A 21,033-nucleotide genomic window follows, 5' to 3' on the forward strand; every position below is an offset into this window, starting at 1 on the left:
GCCTAGGGCCTCAACTCAATGACTGTCTTGCCGATCCGGATCGGCACACCCAGCTCAACCGGGAGGGCGCGCGTCAGGACGGAGTCGCCCAGGTACGTTCCATTGGTGGAGCCGAGGTCTTCAATGAACCACCGGGTGCCCTGCGGGAACAGGCGTGCATGGCGGCCGGAGGCATAGTCGTCCTCCAGGACCAGGGTGGCTTCCTGCGCCCGTCCCATGAGGATCGGGCTGGCGGCCAGTTCAACCTCGGTGCCGGCCAGCGGTCCCTCTGTCACCACGAGGCGGTGGGCCGTTGCCCGGGCGGGCGGCTCGGCCTCGACCAGCTCGGGGTGCTTGCGCGCCTGGCGGGCGGTGGGGGTTCCCACTTTGGCCTTGCGGCCGATCGCGAGGTCGCGGCGCATGGCGGTGACCACGCTGAAAATCATGATCCACAGCAGAATCAGGAATCCGAAGCGCAGGACCGTCACGGTCAGGGTGCTGAAATCATTCACGCGCGGCCTCCCTGGCGTGCCGGGAGCACGCGGAACGTGATCTTGGTGCGCCCGATGGACAGCGTGGAGCCGTCAGCGAGCCGCGCCGATCCATTGATGCGGCTGCCATCGAGGAAGCTGCCATTGGTGGAGCCCAGGTCAACGGCCGTGGAGATGCCATTGACCGTGCGGATCTCCAGGTGGCGTCGTGAGACGCCCGTGTCGTCGATGAGGATGTCGGCCTCGGAGGAACGGCCCAGCACGATCGAGTCCGCGTTCAGGGCGTAGCGCTGGCCGGCAATGTCGAGCACCGGCTGGCCCGGGCCCTGGGGCACGACGGCGGCGGGCGGCGTTGGTGCGGGCCTGCGGGCGGCGTTGCTGCCCGCAGGCCCGGCAGGCCGGGCAGCGGGGGCGCGGGGCGCAGGCGGTGGCGGTGGCGCGCTGGGGTAGGAGGGCTGGGCCGGAGCCCCAGCTTCCCGCTCCGTGGTGGCCACCACCTCAAAGATGCCGGCCTTCAGCTCCGGATGCAGGTCAAAGGAGACGCGCACCGGTCCCTGCAGGATGTAGCCCTGGCCGTGCGAGTGGTTGATGACCACATCGCAGAGCTCCTCGGCCAGGGTGGTGCCCCAGCTGCGGGCCCGGTCGAAGTCCACCGAGCTGAGCTTGATGGCGAAAACATTGGGGGCCAGGGTGCGCTCGGCATCCAGAATCATGGCCTTGTCGTCGAGCTCGCGGCGCAGGTGGCTGGCCATCTCGACGGGCTGCAAGGTCTTGGATCCGCGCGAGAAGGCGCCGCGTACGGCTTTTTCAATGCCTTTTTCAACATTGTCCAACAGACCCATGGGCTCACTCCTTCGCATCGAATCACCGGTGCGGGCCCCGTGGCGCGCACCTCTTGATGTGCACGGTCCATTTGGGCTCCACCTCGTGGCGGGCCCGGCCAACCGTGCTCCTGTCCTCTCGATACTACTGGGCGAGTCTGCGAATAGCCGCAACCAGATGGGCCGCCCGGACGGAATCCATGCCCAGGGAGGCCATGTCCAGGAACTTTTTCGAACTTACTTTTTCCGCGTGGTTCCGGGGATTTTGGGCCCATTTAGGCCGCCACAGGGGCCCCTCGGCGGCCTCGATTAGGCATTTGCCCGATTCGTCCCATATAGTTGTTATCGCTGTTCCACTGGTTCTGGAAATCAGGACCGAGTGGGTCAAAAGCGCGCGAGTGGCGGAACGGCAGACGCGCTGGCTTCAGGTGCCAGTGTCCGAAAGGGCGTGGGGGTTCAAATCCCCCCTCGCGCACGCTTCGAAAACACCCCGATCTTCGGATCGGGGTGTTTTTGTTTTAACCCGTCTTCAGGGCCGGGCCCGGTCCGGGCGTGGCGGTGCGCGGGAGCCCGACGACGGCCCGCGCTGGTCTCGGACCGGCACCGCGTGCCCGCCACAGCCTGAACGGAGCCTCCTCATGAGCGTGGACACCCAGAGCAAGGACCTTGTCCTCTCCATCAAGGGCCTCACGGTGGACTACCCCGTCCACAACGGCCACTTCCGCGCCGTCGACGACGTCAGTTTCGATGTCCCGCGCGGCCACACGGTGGCCATTGTGGGCGAACCGGCTGCGGCAAGTCCACGGTGGCCCGTTCCATCGTGCGCCTGCTGACCCCCACGAAGGGGCAGATCCTGCTCAACGGGCAGGACATCGCCGCCATGAAGGCCCGCGAACTGCGGCCGCTGCGCCCCAAGGTGCAGATGGTCTTCCAGGATCCCTACGGCTCCCTTGACCCGCACCTGACCGCCGAGGACATCGTGGGCGAACCCATCGGCATGCGCGGTGTCCGCTCCGCCACCGCGCGCCGGGCCGAGGCGGCACGGCTGCTGGACCAGGTGGGCCTTCCCGCCAGTGCCCGGGGGCGCCGTCCGGCGGAGTTCTCCGGTGGCCAGCGCCAGCGCATCGGCATTGCCAGGGCACTGGCATCCCAGCCCGAACTGCTGGTCTGCGACGAGGCCACCAGCGCCCTGGACGTCTCGGTCCAGGCGCAGGTGCTGGATCTGCTGGCCGACATCCAACGCGAGACCGGATTGACGTATCTGGTGATCAGCCACAACCTGGGCGTGGTGCGCGAGATCAGCAGCCACGTGGTGGTCATGTCCAAGGGTGCCGTTGTGGAACAGGGGCCGACGGCGGACTTGCTCAGCGCGCCCACGCAGCCCTACACCCGGGCGCTGCGGGCGGCGACCCTTGACCCGATGTCGATTGTTGGACGCAAACCCCGGGGCATGGTGTCCCGGTTGAACACAATGGAGCAACCGGGCGGTCCGGGGCTCGAGAAGGCGGCAAGCTAATGCAGGAAACGGCACTGACGACAACGGCCCTTGCGGGGCTTCGCGCCCCCATTTCCCCGCTGGTGCTGGGCACCATGACGTTCGGCGACACCGTGGACGCCGCCGGTGCCGCCGCCATGGTGGACACCGCCCTGGCGGCCGGCATCACCGTCATCGACACGGCCAACGGCTATGCCGGGGGTACCAGCGAGGAAATCCTGGCCCCGCTGCTGCGGAACGCGCCGGAGACTGTCCTGGTGGCCACGAAGGCGGGCATGCCCCACCCGGATGCCGCCGGCCACGCCCCGCTGTCCGCCGCCGGACTGCGGCTCTCCCTGGAGGGCAGCCTGCGCCGCCTGCAGCGCGAGAGCGTGGACCTGTTCTACCTGCACCAGCCGGACCGGGCCACACCGCTGGCCGAAACCATGGACACGCTGGCGCAGCTGCGGGCTGAGGGGCGGATTTCCGCCGTCGGCGTCTCCAATTTCGCCGCCTGGCAGATCGGTGCCCTGAACGCTGCCGCCGATGCCGCCGGGGCGCCGCGTCCCGTTGCCGCCCAGCAGTTGTACAACCTGGTGGCCCGGCGCCTGGACGAGGAGTATGCGGAGTTTGCCCGGACCACCTCCCTGCACACCATGGTCTACAACCCGCTCGGCGGCGGCCTGCTGACCGGAAAGCACAGCTTCGAGGCGGCGCCCGAGGGCGGCCGCTTCCAGGGCTCGCGCCTAGCGGAGATGTACAAGGAGCGGTATTGGGACCAGCGGCTCTTCGCGGCCATCCAGACGCTGGGCGGCATTGCCGATGCCGCGGGCCTGCCGCTGGTGGAACTGTCGCTGCGCTGGCTGCTGAGCAAGCCCTTGGTGGATTCCGTGCTGTTAGGCGGTTCAAAGGCGGCCCAGCTGCAGGACAACATCAACGCGGCCTCCCGCGGGCCGCTGCCGGCGGACCTGGTGGCCGCCTGTGATGCGGTGGGCCTTGAGCTCCGCGGACCGATGCCCGCCTACAACCGCTAGACCCACGACATGACACAGAAGAGGTACGCGCAATGAAAGCCGCAGAATTTGCCAGCAAGGTCCGGTCCGGTGCGACAGTGCTCGGGTATTGGGCCGTGCTGGACTCCCCCGTCTCGACGGAGCGGATTGCCCGCCTGGGCTATGACTATGTCGCACTGGACGCCCAGCATGGCCTGATGGGGTATTCCGGCTGGCTGCATGGCCTGATGGCCATCGATGCCTCGGGGCAGGCCGCAGGCCTGGTGCGCGTGCCCGCCAACAACGCCACATATATAGGACAGGCGCTCGACGCCGGTGCCGCCGGGGTGATCGTTCCCCTGGTGAACACTGCCGAGGAGGCGGCGGCAGCGGTGCGCTCCGTCCGCTATCCCCCACATGGAAACCGGTCCTACGGGCCCATGCGTTCCGCCCTGCGGATTGGGCCCAAGCCGGCCGACGCCGATGCCGCGGTTCTCTGCCTGGTCATGATCGAGACACCGGAGGGGCTGGCCAACGTTGAGGAGATCTGCTCTGTGCCCGGAGTCGACGGCGTCTACATCGGTCCGTCCGATCTGTGCATCGCGGTGGGTGGCAAGTACCCCAATGATCCCGACGTGGCCGAAGAATTCGACGCCGCGCTGGTGCGCATCCGCACCGTGGCCCAGGATGCCGGAATTGTCGCGGCCATCCACACGGCCAGCGGCGAGATTGCCCGGGCGCGGATTGCCGAGGGATTCACGTTCATTACCGTGGCCTCGGACCTCACGCATCTGGAGGCGGCGGCGGTCCAGCACCTGGACGAGGCCAGGGGGCGCTAGGAGCGTGGGTCAGTAGTCGATTTTGCCGATTTTTTGTGTTGAGAACCCACAAGAAATGCGGCTTATTTGGCGCAAAATGGCCTCAGGTTTGGAGCATTCATCAACGAGTCTCCATTACTGACCCACGCTCCTAGGGATTGAGGCCGGCAGGGCCCGCCCGCTCTGGCCGGCCGTTCCCGGCCGTGCACCCGCCCGGTGCGCCCCGGATTTGCGCGGGGCCGCAAAGGCGTGTAATGTATTTCGAGTTGCCCCGGACGCCGGGGAAACGAAAAACCCCCCTTGCGACCGTCCGGTGGAATATCCGGCGGTCCGCCGCGCCCGGAGTTTTCAACCGATGGATCATTGGTTGGTTTGCTTGCCGGGGGCGGATCGGGTAGGGTTGGAAAGTTGCTCCGGCACTGATCGCCGCGGAAACCACCGGTTTCCTGCAGGTGCGTGTTGGCCGGAAGCTCCTGTTGTTTGAGAACTCAATAGTGTGCCAAGTTTTATTGATACCAATGAATCATTGATTGGTTGAACGGGCCCGTCCATCCCACCCCCGTGGTGGTGGCGGCCCGAACAGCCGGTTTCAAATTTAGTGCACCGTGTGTCCGCCCTTTTCCGGCGGTCCGGGGTGTGTCTGTAAAAACATTTATGGAGAGTTTGATCCTGGCTCAGGATGAACGCTGGCGGCGTGTTTAACACATGCAAGTCGAACGATGGCCCCCGCTTGCGGGGGTGATTAGTGGCGAACGGGTGAGTAACACGTGAGTAACCTGCCCTTTAACTCTGGGATAAGCCTGGGAAACCGGGTCTAATACCGGATATTTACCCTCCTCCGCATGGCGGGGGGTGGAAAGCCTTGTGCGGTTTTGGATGGACTCGCGGCCTATCAGCTTGTTGGTGGGGTAATGGCCCACCAAGGCGACGACGGGTAGCCGGCCTGAGAGGGTGACCGGCCACACTGGGACTGAGACACGGCCCAGACTCCTACGGGAGGCAGCAGTGGGGAATATTGCACAATGGGCGAAAGCCTGATGCAGCGACGCCGCGTGAGGGATGACGGCCTTCGGGTTGTAAACCTCTTTCAGTAGGGAAGAAGCGAAAGTGACGGTACCTGCAGAAGAAGCGCCGGCTAACTACGTGCCAGCAGCCGCGGTAATACGTAGGGCGCAAGCGTTATCCGGAATTATTGGGCGTAAAGAGCTCGTAGGCGGTTTGTCGCGTCTGCCGTGAAAGTCCGGGGCTCAACCCCGGATCTGCGGTGGGTACGGGCAGACTAGAGTGATGTAGGGGAGACTGGAATTCCTGGTGTAGCGGTGAAATGCGCAGATATCAGGAGGAACACCGATGGCGAAGGCAGGTCTCTGGGCATTAACTGACGCTGAGGAGCGAAAGCATGGGGAGCGAACAGGATTAGATACCCTGGTAGTCCATGCCGTAAACGTTGGGCACTAGGTGTGGGGGACATTCCACGTTTTCCGCGCCGTAGCTAACGCATTAAGTGCCCCGCCTGGGGAGTACGGCCGCAAGGCTAAAACTCAAAGGAATTGACGGGGGCCCGCACAAGCGGCGGAGCATGCGGATTAATTCGATGCAACGCGAAGAACCTTACCAAGGCTTGACATGAACCGGAAACGCCTGGAAACAGGCGCCCCGCTTGCGGTCGGTTTACAGGTGGTGCATGGTTGTCGTCAGCTCGTGTCGTGAGATGTTGGGTTAAGTCCCGCAACGAGCGCAACCCTCGTTCCATGTTGCCAGCGGGTTATGCCGGGGACTCATGGGAGACTGCCGGGGTCAACTCGGAGGAAGGTGGGGACGACGTCAAATCATCATGCCCCTTATGTCTTGGGCTTCACGCATGCTACAATGGCCGGTACAAAGGGTTGCGATACTGTGAGGTGGAGCTAATCCCAAAAAGCCGGTCTCAGTTCGGATTGGGGTCTGCAACTCGACCCCATGAAGTCGGAGTCGCTAGTAATCGCAGATCAGCAACGCTGCGGTGAATACGTTCCCGGGCCTTGTACACACCGCCCGTCAAGTCACGAAAGTTGGTAACACCCGAAGCCGGTGGCCTAACCCCTTGTGGGAGGGAGCTGTCGAAGGTGGGACCGGCGATTGGGACTAAGTCGTAACAAGGTAGCCGTACCGGAAGGTGCGGCTGGATCACCTCCTTTCTAAGGAGCACCAAGCACGCGACGGTGCACCGCATGGTGTCCTGTCGCTGTGAGGAAGCAAAGCCCATTGCGAGAACGATTGTTTCTCGGTGGGTGCTCACGGGTGGAATTTCAATGGAACAGACCCCTGGCGGGTTTGGCCGGTTTTCCAAGTACGGATGTCCGCACGCTTGCGTGGGGTGTCCTGGAACGGAGCGTGACCGGCCTTCTTCGTGGGGGGATCGTTTGGCACACTGTTGGGTCCTGAGGCAACAGGAACCGTTGGTGCTTAGGCATCACCGGTTGGCTGGTTGGCTTGGTTTCCCGCACACGACCCCGTCCCCGGGGTCCGCCGGCACGCCCGAAAGGGTGGTGTTGGTTCCGGGGTGTGGTGTGTGACGGGGTTGTTGGTTGAGAACTACATAGTGGACGCGAGCATCTTATAAAGGAAGCAATTTCTTATGAGTTGATGAACCTGGATCTGGCACGCCCTTGGGTGTGTCTGTTTTCATGGTTCTCTCGAAATATTATATTGAATTCTGTGATCTAAGTGGTCAAGTTTTTAAGGGCACACGGTGGATGCCTTGGCATTAGGAGCCGATGAAGGACGTAGGAATCTGCGATAAGCCTCGGGGAGTTGATAACCGAACGGTGATCCGAGGATGTCCGAATGGGGAAACCCCGCCACGCGCCGCAAGGTGACGTGGTGACCCATGCCTGAACACATAGGGCATGTGGAGGGAACGTGGGGAAGTGAAACATCTCAGTACCCACAGGAAGAGAAAACAACAGTGATTCCGTCAGTAGTGGCGAGCGAACGCGGACGAGGCTAAACCGGTCCATGTGTGATAGCCGGCGGGCGTTGCATGGTCGGGGTTGTGGGACTTTCCATTCCAGTTCTGCCGGACTGGTGAGGTGAGAGTGTAGGCATAGGTGAACGGTCTTGAAAGGCCGACCGGAGAGGGTGCGAGTCCCGTAACCGAAATGCTTGTTACACCGCCTGGGAAGCATCCCAAGTAGCACGGGGCCCGAGAAATCCCGTGCGAATCTGTCAGGACCACCTGATAAGCCTAAATACTACCTAATGACCGATAGCGGACAAGTACCGTGAGGGAAAGGTGAAAAGTACCCCGGGAGGGGAGTGAAATAGTACCTGAAACCGTGTGCTTACAAACCGTCAGAGCAGGCTTGGTTCCTGTGATGGCGTGCCTTTTGAAGAATGAGCCTGCGAGTTAGTGTTACGTCGCGAGGTTAACCCGTGTGGGGAAGCCGTAGCGAAAGCGAGTCTGAATAGGGCGAGTGAGTGGCGTGATCTAGACCCGAAGCGAAGTGATCTACCCATGGCCAGGTTGAAGCGACGGTAAGACGTCGTGGAGGACCGAACCCACTTCAGTTGAAAATGGAGGGGATGAGCTGTGGGTAGGGGTGAAAGGCCAATCAAACTTCGTGATAGCTGGTTCTCCCCGAAATGCATTTAGGTGCAGCGTTGCGTGTTTCTTGCCGGAGGTAGAGCTACTGGATGGCCGATGGGCCCTACAAGGTTACTGACGTCAGCCAAACTCCGAATGCCGGCAAGTGAGAGCGCAGCAGTGAGACTGTGGGGGATAAGCTTCATAGTCGAGAGGGAAACAGCCCAGACCACCAACTAAGGCCCCTAAGCGTGTGCTAAGTGGGAAAGGATGTGGGATTGCGAAGACAACCAGGAGGTTGGCTTAGAAGCAGCCATCCTTAAAAGAGTGCGTAATAGCTCACTGGTCAAGTGATTCCGCGCCGACAATGTAGCGGGGCTCAAGTACACCGCCGAAGTTGTGGATTTCCGGTACCAGGCAAGCCTTCGTGGTTCAGCCGCCGGGAGTGGTAGGGGAGCGTCGTGTGGGCAGTGAAGTCGCGGTGTAAACCAGCGGTGGAGCCCACACGAGTGAGAATGCAGGCATGAGTAGCGAAAGACGGGTGAGAAACCCGTCCGCCGAATGATCAAGGGTTCCAGGGTCAAGCTAATCTGCCCTGGGTAAGTCGGGACCTAAGGCGAGGCCGACAGGCGTAGTCGATGGACAACGGGTTGATATTCCCGTACCGGCGAAAAACCGCCCATGCCAAGCGGGGGACACTCACCGCCCGAAGCCTGCCCGGACACCCTTGTGGTGGAAGGGTTTTGGTGGAGCGCGGGAGAAGATCCCGGGAGGCAAGCGTATTAACAGGTGTGACGCAGGAAGGTAGCCGAGCCGGGCGATGGTTGTCCCGGTCTAAGGATGTAGGGCGGGCCGTAGGCAAATCCGCGGCCCTTAAATGCCTGAGATCTGATGGGACCCCCGTCAAGGGGGGATTCGGTGATCCTATGCTGCCTAGAAAAGCATCGGCGCGAGGTTTTAGCCGCCCGTACCCCAAACCGACACAGGTGATCAGGTAGAGAATACTAAGGCGATCGAGAGAATTATGGTTAAGGAACTCGGCAAAATGCCCCCGTAACTTCGGGAGAAGGGGGGCCCCAACCTTGAACCACCCGCGCGGTGGGGAGGGGATCGGGGCCGCAGAGACCAGGGGGAAGCGACTGTTTACTAAAAACACAGGTCCGTGCGAAGTCGCAAGACGATGTATACGGACTGACTCCTGCCCGGTGCTGGAAGGTTAAGAGGACCGGTTAGCCGCAAGGCGAAGCTGAGAATTTAAGCCCCAGTAAACGGCGGTGGTAACTATAACCATCCTAAGGTAGCGAAATTCCTTGTCGGGTAAGTTCCGACCTGCACGAATGGAGTAACGACTTCCCCGCTGTCTCAACCATAAACTCGGCGAAATTGCAGTACGAGTAAAGATGCTCGTTACGCGCAGCAGGACGGAAAGACCCCGAGACCTTTACTATAGTTTGGTATTGGTGTTCGGAGTGGCTTGTGTAGGATAGGTGGGAGACTGTGAAGCGCCAACGCCAGTTGGTGTGGAGTCATCGTTGAAATACCACTCTGGTCACTTTGGACATCTAACTTCGGCCCGTAATCCGGGTCAGGGACAGTGCCTGATGGGTAGTTTAACTGGGGCGGTTGCCTCCTAAAGAGTAACGGAGGCGCCCAAAGGTTCCCTCAGCCTGGTTGGCAATCAGGTGTCGAGTGTAAGTGCACAAGGGAGCTTGACTGTGAGAGCGACAGCTCGAGCAGGGACGAAAGTCGGGACTAGTGATCCGGCGGCACATTGTGGAATGGCCGTCGCTCAACGGATAAAAGGTACCTCGGGGATAACAGGCTGATCTTGCCCAAGAGTCCATATCGACGGCATGGTTTGGCACCTCGATGTCGGCTCGTCGCATCCTGGGGCTGGAGTAGGTCCCAAGGGTTGGGCTGTTCGCCCATTAAAGCGGTACGCGAGCTGGGTTTAGAACGTCGTGAGACAGTTCGGTCCCTATCCGCTGCGCGCGCAGGAAATTTGAGAAGGGCTGTCCTTAGTACGAGAGGACCGGGACGGACGAACCTCTGGTGTGTCAGTTGTACTGCCAAGTGCACCGCTGATTAGCTACGTTCGGATGGGATAACCGCTGAAAGCATCTAAGCGGGAAGCTCGCTTCGAGATGAGATTTCCATGAACTTTGGTTCGAGAGGCCCCCAGCCAGACCACTGGGTTGATAGGCCGGATGTGGAAGCGAGGACTAACGACTCGTGAAGCTGACCGGTACTAATAGGCCGATAACACACCACCCCACACCTGGGTGAACCCGTTCTTCAAAAGGGGTTTACCACCTAAGGGTGTGGAGGTCACTGCATGCTTGCGTCCACTATGTGGTTCCCGGCCAACAACTTCCGTTGTTGCGCGGGGGACGAACACCCGCCACGGGTTTCCCCTCGGAAGCCCCGGCACGGGTGATAAATGAATGAAACGACACACGTTTCCCTGGTTTTCCCGCACCACCCCGCCTGAAAAGGCCAGGGTGTGGTGTGTGGAGGTAGAGTTACGGCGGTCACAGCGTGGGGGAAACGCCCGGTCCCATTCCGAACCCGGAAGCTAAGGCCCACAGCGCCGATGGTACTGCACTCGTGAGGGTGTGGGAGAGTAGGACGCCGCCGGACACCCATTAGGGCAGGCCCCGCACCGTTGGTGCGGGGCCTGCCCGCATTTAACACCCGTTTTGGGGGCCGGGGGCGGTGATTCCGGCACGCCCGGCCCCCTCCCGGGATTCCGGCAACACGGTCGCAGACGCCTTGCCGCCACTCCCGGCAGCAAGCGCACGGTTGGGCGGAGAGACGGACGGGAACTGTGCGCACAAACACGCCCCGCGCAGCCCGCCGCAGCCCGGCACACCACCGGTGTTGGCGCCCTGGAGGGTGCGGCCCTGGCACTTTTGCCGCCGCCCGGCCGGCCAACACTGTGTTGAATCCCACGGAAAGACCGCGCACCGCCATCGGCGGGGCGCGGCCTTCGTGGCTGACCAGCCACATTGCAGCGGCTACCCTGGCTGGAGCACGGCAATCCCCGCCACCGCCACCACCGACAGGGCCGCCCGGCGGACGCTGAACCGCTCCCGAAAGAACAACACACCCAGAACCCCGGCCAACAGCACACTGCACTCCCGCAACGCCGACACCAACGCCAACGGGGCCAGGCCCTGCGCCCACACCACCATGGCGTAGGCCACCAGCGACAACAGCCCACCCAGCAACCCCAGGCGCCACCAGCGGCCCACCTCCCCGGCCAGCACCCGGCCGTCCGGCGCACGCAACCAGCAGCTGGCCGGCACCACGACCCCCTGGAGGGCAAACAGCCACATGGCATAGCCCAACGGGGAACCGGACAGCCGCACCCCCACCCCGTCGATCAGCGAATACGCCGCGATGCACAACCCGGTCACCAGGGCAAAACCCGCCCCCCGCCGCTGCCCGCCGGAGAACAACGACACACCGGAACCAACGCAGGCCAAGGAGATCAGAGCGCCAGCCACTGCGGCCACCGCCAACAACTGCACCGGGGCCAGTCCCTCACCGAGGAACAGGGCGGCACCGGCAGTGATCATGACCACTGCAGATCCGCGGGCCAGCGGATAGATCTGGGAGAAGTCCCCATGCTTATACGAGGGGGTAAGGATCAGCAGATAGAGGCTTTGGACCACGGTGGATGCAGCGATGAATGGCCATGAGGCGGCATCCGGCAGCGGGAAAACAAAGATCCCCACCACTCCGGCCAGCAGATACGCCAACGCAATCAAGGCAGACGATGCCAGCCGGTCAGGGATGGCCTTGGCCAAGGCATTCCAGATGCTGGGCAGCACCGCGGCCAGCAGGACAAGCGCCGCGATGGGGGCCGTCACGGGATGTCAGCGCCTTCCAAAGGGCACGCCGTCGAGCTCGGCAACGTCCAGGCCAAAGATCTGGCCCGCGTGCGCGGCGATGTCAGCGTGGCAGAGTTGGCCGATGTGCGCTCCGATGCCGGGGCCGGCGGCGGCCATCCAGGCCGTGCGCTCCTCGGTGGAATCGCCTCCATGGCCACCGTTGTCCACGTGCCCATGATCGGTGACGACGATGACGGTCCAGGCCTCGTGCGCGCGTCCGGGGCGTGCGTCGATGGTCTCCAGAAGCCGGCCCAGCCTTGCGTCGCAGCGTTCAATGGAGCGGATGTAGCCCTGGCCGGTACCGCGGTAGTGCGCGAATTCATCCGGTTCGCCCAGGTAGATGAACGCGGCCGTGATGTCCTCAACGGCGAGCCGGGCGCTCGAGTACTCCACGCCGTCGTCGTCGGCCAACACCGCTGCCGACGGAACGTCCGGCTGGGCCTCCATGTCCAGGGCGGGAAGCCAGCCGCGGGAGGAAAAGATGGGGCCACAGCCATGGTCGCCCGCGATCGGGTACCAGCTGGCGGCGACCATGGTGCGCGTGCCCGGCACGGACTCGCGGAGCATCTGGAGAAAATCGGGGTAGTTGCGCAGGGTTTCGGGATGGATGTCATTGCCCAGTACACCGTGCTTGTCCGAATAGACGCCGGTGGCCACGGTGGACCATACCGGGCCCGAGACCGTGGGGTTCTTCTCGTGCACCTGGACGGGCAGCAGCACCCCGCTGGCGGCCAGTGTGTCCAGGGCGGGCGTGTGGGCCGCGGCCAGTGTGTCGAACCTGACGCCGTCGATGCCGACAACCAGGAGATGGGGAGCGATGACAGCTGCATTCTTCGTCATGACGCCGACCACACTGCAGGCGGCGGGTCCTCGCCCGGAGTCATTCCCATCACCGATTGTTCATATAGGTTCCATCTATGAATATCCATCAGCTCAGGGCGTTCCAAGCAGTAGCGGCGGAGGGCGGCTTCAGCGCCGGTGCCGCGGCACTGGGGGTGAGCCAGCCGACCGTTTCGGCCCATGTGGGCGCGTTGGAGCAAGAGTTCACCGTCCAGCTCTTCGACAGGAGCAAGCGGCAAGGCGTCCTGACGCCATTGGGTGCGGAGCTGCTGCCGCTGGTGCGCGAACTGTTTGCCACGTGGGACAAGGCGGTCCTGATGCTCGAGGGTGCCGGGGATGGCATCCAGGGATTGCTGCGGCTGGGTGCCGACGCACCAATCAACGCCATGGGCATCCTGGAGAGGTTCAAAAAACAATTCCCACAGGTGGACATCCGTCTCACCACCGGCAATTCCGGTTCCGTCCGCGCCGATGTCCTGGCGGGTCGGGTGGATGTCGGGGTGGTGGCCGACGCCGCGCCCGACCCTGCACTGGAGGCGCACTGGATTGCCGCCCAGGATCTCGTGGTCTTTGTCCGCACGGACCACCCGCTGGCCGGGGCCAAGTCCGTGCCGCTGCGCCGGCTCGCAGATGAGGTGCTGGTGATCCGCGAGGTGGGCTCGGTGACCCGCACTGCCTTGTCTGACGCGCTGGCACGTGAGGGGGTGGAGCCAGCGGGGTTTGTGGAGGTGGACAGCCGTGAGTCGTTGCAGGCGGCGGTGGTGGCGGGGCTGGGCACCGGCGTGATTGCCGAGGACGAGTTCATGGACCATCCCGGCCTGGTGATCCTTGACGTCCAGGGCGCTCCCATGAGGATTGACGAGTACGCCATCCACCGCAGGGACAGGGCGGCCTCCGCTGTGGTGGCAGGGGTGCTGGCATGCCTGCGGCCCCAGGCCTAGGTGCCTTGTGGGCCGGCCGTTCCCGGCCGTGCACCCGCCCGGTGCGCCCCGGATTTGCGCGGGGCCGCAAAGGCGTGTAATGTATTTCGAGTTGCCCCGGACGCCGGGGAAACGAAAAACCCCCCTTGCGACCGTCCGGTGGAATATCCGGCGGTCCGCCGCGCCCGGAGTTTTCAACCGATGGATCATTGGTTGGTTTGCTTGCCGGGGGCGGATCGGGTAGGGTTGGAAAGTTGCTCCGGCACTGATCGCCGCGGAAACCACCGGTTTCCTGCAGGTGCGTGTTGGCCGGAAGCTCCTGTTGTTTGAGAACTCAATAGTGTGCCAAGTTTTATTGATACCAATGAATCATTGATTGGTTGAACGGGCCCGTCCATCCCACCCCCGTGGTGGTGGCGGCCCGAACAGCCGGTTTCAAATTTAGTGCACCGTGTGTCCGCCCTTTTCCGGCGGTCCGGGGTGTGTCTGTAAAAACATTTATGGAGAGTTTGATCCTGGCTCAGGATGAACGCTGGCGGCGTGCTTAACACATGCAAGTCGAACGATGGCCCCCCGCTTGCGGGGGTGATTAGTGGCGAACGGGTGAGTAACACGTGAGTAACCTGCCCTTTAACTCTGGGATAAGCCTGGGAAACCGGGTCTAATACCGGATATTTACCCTCCTCCGCATGGCGGGGGGTGGAAAGCCTTGTGCGGTTTTGGATGGACTCGCGGCCTATCAGCTTGTTGGTGGGGTAATGGCCCACCAAGGCGACGACGGGTAGCCGGCCTGAGAGGGTGACCGGCCACACTGGGACTGAGACACGGCCCAGACTCCTACGGGAGGCAGCAGTGGGGAATATTGCACAATGGGCGAAAGCCTGATGCAGCGACGCCGCGTGAGGGATGACGGCCTTCGGGTTGTAAACCTCTTTCAGTAGGGAAGAAGCGAAAGTGACGGTACCTGCAGAAGAAGCGCCGGCTAACTACGTGCCAGCAGCCGCGGTAATACGTAGGGCGCAAGCGTTATCCGGAATTATTGGGCGTAAAGAGCTCGTAGGCGGTTTGTCGCGTCTGCCGTGAAAGTCCGGGGCTCAACCCCGGATCTGCGGTGGGTACGGGCAGACTAGAGTGATGTAGGGGAGACTGGAATTCCTGGTGTAGCGGTGAAATGCGCAGATATCAGGAGGAACACCGATGGCGAAGGCAGGTCTCTGGGCATTAACTGACGCTGAGGAGCGAAAGCATGGGGAGCGAACAGGATTAGATACCCTGGTAGTCCATGCCGTAAACGTTGGGCACTAGGTGTGGGGGACATTCCACGTTTTCCGCGCCGTAGCTAACGCATTAAGTGCCCCGCCTGGGGAGTACGGCCGCAAGGCTAAAACTCAAAGGAATTGACGGGGGCCCGCACAAGCGGCGGAGCATGCGGATTAATTCGATGCAACGCGAAGAACCTTACCAAGGCTTGACATGAACCGGAAACGCCTGGAAACAGGCGCCCCGCTTGCGGTCGGTTTACAGGTGGTGCATGGTTGTCGTCAGCTCGTGTCGTGAGATGTTGGGTTAAGTCCCGCAACGAGCGCAACCCTCGTTCCATGTTGCCAGCGGGTTATGCCGGGGACTCATGGGAGACTGCCGGGGTCAACTCGGAGGAAGGTGGGGACGACGTCAAATCATCATGCCCCTTATGTCTTGGGCTTCACGCATGCTACAATGGCCGGTACAAAGGGTTGCGATACTGTGAGGTGGAGCTAATCCCAAAAAGCCGGTCTCAGTTCGGATTGGGGTCTGCAACTCGACCCCATGAAGTCGGAGTCGCTAGTAATCGCAGATCAGCAACGCTGCGGTGAATACGTTCCCGGGCCTTGTACACACCGCCCGTCAAGTCACGAAAGTTGGTAACACCCGAAGCCGGTGGCCTAACCCCTTGTGGGAGGGAGCTGTCGAAGGTGGGACCGGCGATTGGGACTAAGTCGTAACAAGGTAGCCGTACCGGAAGGTGCGGCTGGATCACCTCCTTTCTAAGGAGCACCAAGCACGCGACGGTGCACCGCATGGTGTCCTGTCGCTGTGAGGAAGCAAAGCCCATTGCGAGAACGATTGTTTCTCGGTGGGTGCTCACGGGTGGAATTTCAATGGAACAGACCCCTGGCGGGTTTGGCCGGTTTTCCAAGTACGGATGTCCGCACGCTTGCGTGGGGTGTCCTGGAACGGAGCGTGACCGGCCTTCTTCGTGGGGGGATCGTTTGGCACACTGTTGGGTCCTGAGGCAACAGGAACCGTTGGTGCTTAGGCATCACCGGTTGGCTGGTTGGCTTGGTTTCCCGCACACGACCCCGTCCCCGGGGTCCGCCGGCACGCCCGAAAGGGTGGTGTTGGTTCCGGGGTGTGGTGTGTGACGGGGTTGTTGGTTGAGAACTACATAGTGGACGCGAGCATCTTATAAAGGAAGCAATTTCTTATGAGTTGATGAACCTGGATCTGGCACGCCCTTGGGTGTGTCTGTTTTCATGGTTCTCTCGAAATATTATATTGAATTCTGTGATCTAAGTGGTCAAGTTTTTTAAGGGCACACGGTGGATGCCTTGGCATTAGGAGCCGATGAAGGACGTAGGAATCTGCGATAAGCCTCGGGGAGTTGATAACCGAACGGTGATCCGAGGATGTCCGAATGGGGAAACCCCGCCACGCGCCGCAAGGTGACGTGGTGACCCATGCCTGAACACATAGGGCATGTGGAGGGAACGTGGGGAAGTGAAACATCTCAGTACCCACAGGAAGAGAAAACAACAGTGATTCCGTCAGTAGTGGCGAGCGAACGCGGACGAGGCTAAACCGGTCCATGTGTGATAGCCGGCGGGCGTTGCATGGTCGGGGTTGTGGGACTTTCCATTCCAGTTCTGCCGGACTGGTGAGGTGAGAGTGTAGGCATAGGTGAACGGTCTTGAAAGGCCGACCGGAGAGGGTGCGAGTCCCGTAACCGAAATGCTTGTTACACCGCCTGGGAAGCATCCCAAGTAGCACGGGGCCCGAGAAATCCCGTGCGAATCTGTCAGGACCACCTGATAAGCCTAAATACTACCTAATGACCGATAGCGGACAAGTACCGTGAGGGAAAGGTGAAAAGTACCCCGGGAGGGGAGTGAAATAGTACCTGAAACCGTGTGCTTACAAACCGTCAGAGCAGGCTTGGTTCCTGTGATGGCGTGCCTTTTGAAGAATGAGCCTGCGAGTTAGTGTTACGTCGCGAGGTTAACCCGTGTGGGGAAGCCGTAGCGAAAGCGAGTCTGAATAGGGCGAGTGAGTGGCGTGATCTAGACCCGAAGCGAAGTGATCTACCCATGGCCAGGTTGAAGCGACGGTAAGACGTCGTGGAGGACCGAACCCACTTCAGTTGAAAATGGAGGGGATGAGCTGTGGGTAGGGGTGAAAGGCCAATCAAACTTCGTGATAGCTGGTTCTCCCCGAAATGCATTTAGGTGCAGCGTTGCGTGTTTCTTGCCGGAGGTAGAGCTACTGGATGGCCGATGGGCCCTACAAGGTTACTGACGTCAGCCAAACTCCGAATGCCGGCAAGTGAGAGCGCAGCAGTGAGACTGTGGGGGATAAGCTTCATAGTCGAGAGGGAAACAGCCCAGACCACCAACTAAGGCCCCTAAGCGTGTGCTAAGTGGGAAAGGATGTGGGATTGCGAAGACAACCAGGAGGTTGGCTTAGAAGCAGCCATCCTTAAAAGAGTGCGTAATAGCTCACTGGTCAAGTGATTCCGCGCCGACAATGTAGCGGGGCTCAAGTACACCGCCGAAGTTGTGGATTTCCGGTACCAGGCAAGCCTTCGTGGTTCAGCCGCCGGGAGTGGTAGGGGAGCGTCGTGTGGGCAGTGAAGTCGCGGTGTAAACCAGCGGTGGAGCCCACACGAGTGAGAATGCAGGCATGAGTAGCGAAAGACGGGTGAGAAACCCGTCCGCCGAATGATCAAGGGTTCCAGGGTCAAGCTAATCTGCCCTGGGTAAGTCGGGACCTAAGGCGAGGCCGACAGGCGTAGTCGATGGACAACGGGTTGATATTCCCGTACCGGCGAAAAACCGCCCATGCCAAGCGGGGGACACTCACCGCCCGAAGCCTGCCCGGACACCCTTGTGGTGGAAGGGTTTTGGTGGAGCGCGGGAGAAGATCCCGGGAGGCAAGCGTATTAACAGGTGTGACGCAGGAAGGTAGCCGAGCCGGGCGATGGTTGTCCCGGTCTAAGGATGTAGGGCGGGCCGTAGGCAAATCCGCGGCCCTTAAATGCCTGAGATCTGATGGGACCCCCGTCAAGGGGGGATTCGGTGATCCTATGCTGCCTAGAAAAGCATCGGCGCGAGGTTTTAGCCGCCCGTACCCCAAACCGACACAGGTGATCAGGTAGAGAATACTAAGGCGATCGAGAGAATTATGGTTAAGGAACTCGGCAAAATGCCCCCGTAACTTCGGGAGAAGGGGGCCCCAACCTTGAACCACCCGCGCGGTGGGGAGGGGATCGGGGCCGCAGAGACCAGGGGGAAGCGACTGTTTACTAAAAACACAGGTCCGTGCGAAGTCGCAAGACGATGTATACGGACTGACTCCTGCCCGGTGCTGGAAGGTTAAGAGGACCGGTTAGCCGCAAGGCGAAGCTGAGAATTTAAGCCCCAGTAAACGGCGGTGGTAACTATAACCATCCTAAGGTAGCGAAATTCCTTGTCGGGTAAGTTCCGACCTGCACGAATGGAGTAACGACTTCCCCGCTGTCTCAACCATAAACTCGGCGAAATTGCAGTACGAGTAAAGATGCTCGTTACGCGCAGCAGGACGGAAAGACCCCGAGACCTTTACTATAGTTTGGTATTGGTGTTCGGAGTGGCTTGTGTAGGATAGGTGGGAGACTGTGAAGCGCCAACGCCAGTTGGTGTGGAGTCATCGTTGAAATACCACTCTGGTCACTTTGGACATCTAACTTCGGCCCGTAATCCGGGTCAGGGACAGTGCCTGATGGGTAGTTTAACTGGGGCGGTTGCCTCCTAAAGAGTAACGGAGGCGCCCAAAGGTTCCCTCAGCCTGGTTGGCAATCAGGTGTCGAGTGTAAGTGCACAAGGGAGCTTGACTGTGAGAGCGACAGCTCGAGCAGGGACGAAAGTCGGGACTAGTGATCCGGCGGCACATTGTGGAATGGCCGTCGCTCAACGGATAAAAGGTACCTCGGGGATAACAGGCTGATCTTGCCCAAGAGTCCATATCGACGGCATGGTTTGGCACCTCGATGTCGGCTCGTCGCATCCTGGGGCTGGAGTAGGTCCCAAGGGTTGGGCTGTTCGCCCATTAAAGCGGTACGCGAGCTGGGTTTAGAACGTCGTGAGACAGTTCGGTCCCTATCCGCTGCGCGCGCAGGAAATTTGAGAAGGGCTGTCCTTAGTACGAGAGGACCGGGACGGACGAACCTCTGGTGTGTCAGTTGTACTGCCAAGTGCACCGCTGATTAGCTACGTTCGGATGGGATAACCGCTGAAAGCATCTAAGCGGGAAGCTCGCTTCGAGATGAGATTTCCATGAACTTTGGTTCGAGAGGCCCCCAGCCAGACCACTGGGTTGATAGGCCGGATGTGGAAGCGAGGACTAACGACTCGTGAAGCTGACCGGTACTAATAGGCCGATAACTTACACCACCCCACACCTGGGTGAACCCGTTCTTCAAAAGGGGTTTACCACCTAAGGGTGTGGAGGTCACTGCATGCTTGCGTCCACTATGTGGTTCCCGGCCAACAACTTCCGTTGTTGCGCGGGGGACGAACACCCGCCACGGGTTTCCCCTCGGAAGCCCCGGCACGGGTGATAAATGAATGAAACGACACACGTTTCCCTGGTTTTCCCGCACCACCCCGCCTGAAAAGGCCAGGGTGTGGTGTGTGGAGGTAGAGTTACGGCGGTCACAGCGTGGGGGAAACGCCCGGTCCCATTCCGAACCCGGAAGCTAAGGCCCACAGCGCCGATGGTACTGCACTCGTGAGGGTGTGGGAGAGTAGGACGCCGCCGGACACCCATTAGGGCAGGCCCCGCACCGTTGGTGCGGGGCCTGCCCGCATTTAACACCCGTTTTGGGGGCCGGGGGCGGTGATTCCGGCACGCCCGGCCCCCGCGCCGACGGGGATGCCGGCAGGCCCGGCCCCGGACCGCCAGGCCGTGCCCCCGGACCTCCACGCGGCTGCGGACGGCCTTAGGGCTAAGGGGTTCGCCACCTAAGGGTGTGGAGGTCACTGCATGCTTGCGTCCACTATGGGGTTCCCCACCAACAACCGTCGTTGTGTGGGAACAAACACCCGCCACGGATTTCCCTTTGGGGCCCGGTGTGGGTGATAATTGAATGAATGATTGTTTGAACGACATCGTTTCCCTGGTTTTCCCCGCTGCACTGGTTCATGGTGTGGTGTGTGGAGGTAGAGTTACGGCGGTCACAGCGTGGGGGAAACGCCCGGTCCCATTCCGAACCCGGAAGCTAAGGCCCACAGCGCCGATGGTACTGCACTCGTGAGGGTGTGGGAGAGTAGGACGCCGCCGGACAACCATTAGGTTAGGCCCCGCACCAATCGGTGCGGGGCCTTTCCGCATTTAACACCCTTTCCGGGCCGGTAATTTCGACAAACTCAATCACCGGATCTCCACGCGGCCGCGGACGGCCTTGGTCGATCACCGAACCGCTGGCCGGGCCGCCCGGGAACCTGCGCCGGGGATTTCGGCAGGCTCAATCACCGGGCCCGGCAGGGTCAATCAGGGATCGCGGAGGCGCCTTCGTGCGTCCGCAGCAGCCCGGCCAGCCATTCGGCGGTGAGCTTGAGGGCATCCAATTCCCAACGGTTGCCCTCGTCGATGGTCTGCAGCAGCCAGGACGAGGCGTCCGCGCCGCCGTCGACGTCGAAATCATGCTGGATGGTGACGATGGTTCCCACCTCGCCCTCCGCAACTGTCCATTCGCCGCCAAAGGCCAGCAGTGGCTCGATGGGGTCGGTCTGCTGGAAGTAGATGGTGCCGTTGCCGGCGTCGAGGGTGCGCGTGAGGGTGCAGGAGTTGAGCTCCCCGCCCATCACCGTGGAGATCCGCAGGAGGTCGTCGTCCGCGCCGTCGGTGATCCGTTCGGCGTACACCGTCAGCCCGCTGATGTTCCGCCAATGGGTGGACTCGCGGAGGGTTTCAAAGACCACAGCGACAGGTGCATCAATTGCGA

General features: G+C 61.5%; 10 protein-coding genes, 1 tRNA gene and 7 rRNA genes. 13 read left to right on the forward strand and 5 right to left on the reverse strand.

Annotated elements, in window-relative coordinates; genetic code table 11:
• Window positions 1–2: 2 nt before the first annotated feature.
• Both ACQCSX_RS14045 and ACQCSX_RS14050 read right to left on the reverse strand, forming a co-directional pair.
• A complete protein-coding gene (locus ACQCSX_RS14045) occupies window positions 3–491 on the reverse strand; it encodes an FHA domain-containing protein FhaB/FipA (RefSeq protein WP_427015912.1) in 489 nt (162 codons plus the stop codon).
• A complete protein-coding gene (locus tag ACQCSX_RS14050) occupies window positions 488–1,312 on the reverse strand; it encodes an FhaA domain-containing protein (protein WP_427015913.1) in 825 nt (274 codons plus the stop codon). The genes ACQCSX_RS14045 and ACQCSX_RS14050 overlap by 4 nt, the downstream gene beginning before the upstream one ends.
• Before the next feature lie 371 nt (window positions 1,313–1,683).
• Between ACQCSX_RS14050 and ACQCSX_RS14055 the strand changes: the two genes are divergently transcribed.
• The 8 genes from ACQCSX_RS14055 (at window position 1,684) to rrf (ACQCSX_RS14090) (ending at window position 10,780) form a co-directional block, all read left to right on the forward strand.
• Window positions 1,684–1,766 (forward strand) — tRNA-Leu (locus ACQCSX_RS14055).
• A 163-nt stretch (window positions 1,767–1,929) separates the two neighbouring features.
• Window positions 1,930–2,124: a hypothetical protein gene (locus ACQCSX_RS14060; RefSeq protein WP_427015914.1), complete on the forward strand. Its 195-nt coding sequence runs from the start codon at window positions 1,930–1,932 to the stop codon at window positions 2,122–2,124.
• Window positions 2,097–2,807 (forward strand): ATP-binding cassette domain-containing protein, encoded by a 711-nt coding sequence (locus tag ACQCSX_RS14065; RefSeq protein ID WP_427015915.1) that lies wholly within the window; start codon window positions 2,097–2,099, stop codon window positions 2,805–2,807. The genes ACQCSX_RS14060 and ACQCSX_RS14065 overlap by 28 nt, the downstream gene beginning before the upstream one ends.
• Entirely contained in the window at window positions 2,807–3,799 is a 993-nt protein-coding gene (locus tag ACQCSX_RS14070) for an aldo/keto reductase (protein WP_427015916.1), read from the forward strand. The genes ACQCSX_RS14065 and ACQCSX_RS14070 overlap by 1 nt, the downstream gene beginning before the upstream one ends.
• A 32-nt stretch (window positions 3,800–3,831) precedes the next feature.
• A complete protein-coding gene (locus ACQCSX_RS14075) occupies window positions 3,832–4,596 on the forward strand; it encodes an HpcH/HpaI aldolase family protein (protein WP_427015917.1) in 765 nt (254 codons plus the stop codon).
• 630 nt (window positions 4,597–5,226) lie between these two features.
• Window positions 5,227–6,752, forward strand: a 16S ribosomal RNA gene (locus ACQCSX_RS14080).
• Window positions 6,753–7,283: 531 nt separating this feature from the next.
• Window positions 7,284–10,414 (forward strand): 23S ribosomal RNA (locus ACQCSX_RS14085).
• Between the two features lie 249 nt (window positions 10,415–10,663).
• Window positions 10,664–10,780, forward strand: a 5S ribosomal RNA gene (gene rrf, locus ACQCSX_RS14090).
• Together the 16S, 23S and 5S rRNA genes form the textbook arrangement of a ribosomal RNA operon.
• Before the next feature lie 377 nt (window positions 10,781–11,157).
• Here rrf (ACQCSX_RS14090) and ACQCSX_RS14095 read toward each other — a convergent pair.
• Together ACQCSX_RS14095 and ACQCSX_RS14100 are read right to left on the reverse strand one after the other, a co-directional pair.
• On the reverse strand, window positions 11,158–12,015 hold the full coding sequence (locus ACQCSX_RS14095; protein ID WP_427015918.1) for an EamA family transporter: 858 nt from the start codon (window positions 12,013–12,015) through the stop codon (window positions 11,158–11,160).
• Window positions 12,016–12,021: 6 nt separating this feature from the next.
• The gene (locus ACQCSX_RS14100; RefSeq protein ID WP_427015919.1) at window positions 12,022–12,876 is read right to left on the reverse strand and encodes an alkaline phosphatase family protein; all 855 of its coding nucleotides are present in this window, start codon (window positions 12,874–12,876) and stop codon (window positions 12,022–12,024) included.
• Between the two features lie 77 nt (window positions 12,877–12,953).
• Here ACQCSX_RS14100 and ACQCSX_RS14105 point away from each other — a divergent pair, with 77 nt between their 5' ends.
• The 5 genes from ACQCSX_RS14105 (at window position 12,954) to rrf (ACQCSX_RS14125) (ending at window position 20,372) form a co-directional block, all read left to right on the forward strand.
• Window positions 12,954–13,817 carry a LysR family transcriptional regulator gene (locus tag ACQCSX_RS14105; RefSeq protein WP_427015920.1) on the forward strand — a complete coding sequence of 288 codons (864 nt, stop codon included), beginning with the start codon at window positions 12,954–12,956 and terminating at the stop codon, window positions 13,815–13,817.
• A 476-nt stretch (window positions 13,818–14,293) separates the two neighbouring features.
• A 16S ribosomal RNA gene (locus ACQCSX_RS14110) occupies window positions 14,294–15,820 on the forward strand.
• 531 nt (window positions 15,821–16,351) lie between these two features.
• A 23S ribosomal RNA gene (locus tag ACQCSX_RS14115) occupies window positions 16,352–19,481 on the forward strand.
• A gap of 252 nt (window positions 19,482–19,733) precedes the next feature.
• Window positions 19,734–19,850: ribosomal RNA gene (rrf, locus tag ACQCSX_RS14120) — 5S ribosomal RNA — on the forward strand.
• 405 nt (window positions 19,851–20,255) lie between these two features.
• Window positions 20,256–20,372, forward strand: a 5S ribosomal RNA gene (gene rrf, locus ACQCSX_RS14125).
• Between the two features lie 203 nt (window positions 20,373–20,575).
• Here rrf (ACQCSX_RS14125) and ACQCSX_RS14130 read toward each other — a convergent pair.
• A complete protein-coding gene (locus ACQCSX_RS14130; RefSeq protein ID WP_427015921.1) occupies window positions 20,576–21,010 on the reverse strand; it encodes an SRPBCC family protein in 435 nt (144 codons plus the stop codon).
• Window positions 21,011–21,033 lie beyond the last annotated feature (23 nt).

This window comes from Pseudarthrobacter sp. P1, assembly GCF_050156935.1.
Lineage (GTDB): Bacteria > Actinomycetota > Actinomycetes > Actinomycetales > Micrococcaceae > Specibacter.

Coding starts and splice junctions, on each gene's coding strand:
- ACQCSX_RS14060 (WP_427015914.1), top strand. CDS start 1,930: ATGAGCGTGGACACCCAGAGCAAGGACCTTGTCCTCTCCATCAAGGGC.
- ACQCSX_RS14070 (WP_427015916.1), top strand. CDS start 2,807: ATGCAGGAAACGGCACTGACGACAACGGCCCTTGCGGGGCTTCGCGCC.
- ACQCSX_RS14050 (WP_427015913.1), bottom strand. CDS start 1,312: ATGGGTCTGTTGGACAATGTTGAAAAAGGCATTGAAAAAGCCGTACGC.
- ACQCSX_RS14100 (WP_427015919.1), bottom strand. CDS start 12,876: ATGACGAAGAATGCAGCTGTCATCGCTCCCCATCTCCTGGTTGTCGGC.
- ACQCSX_RS14105 (WP_427015920.1), top strand. CDS start 12,954: ATGAATATCCATCAGCTCAGGGCGTTCCAAGCAGTAGCGGCGGAGGGC.
- ACQCSX_RS14075 (WP_427015917.1), top strand. CDS start 3,832: ATGAAAGCCGCAGAATTTGCCAGCAAGGTCCGGTCCGGTGCGACAGTG.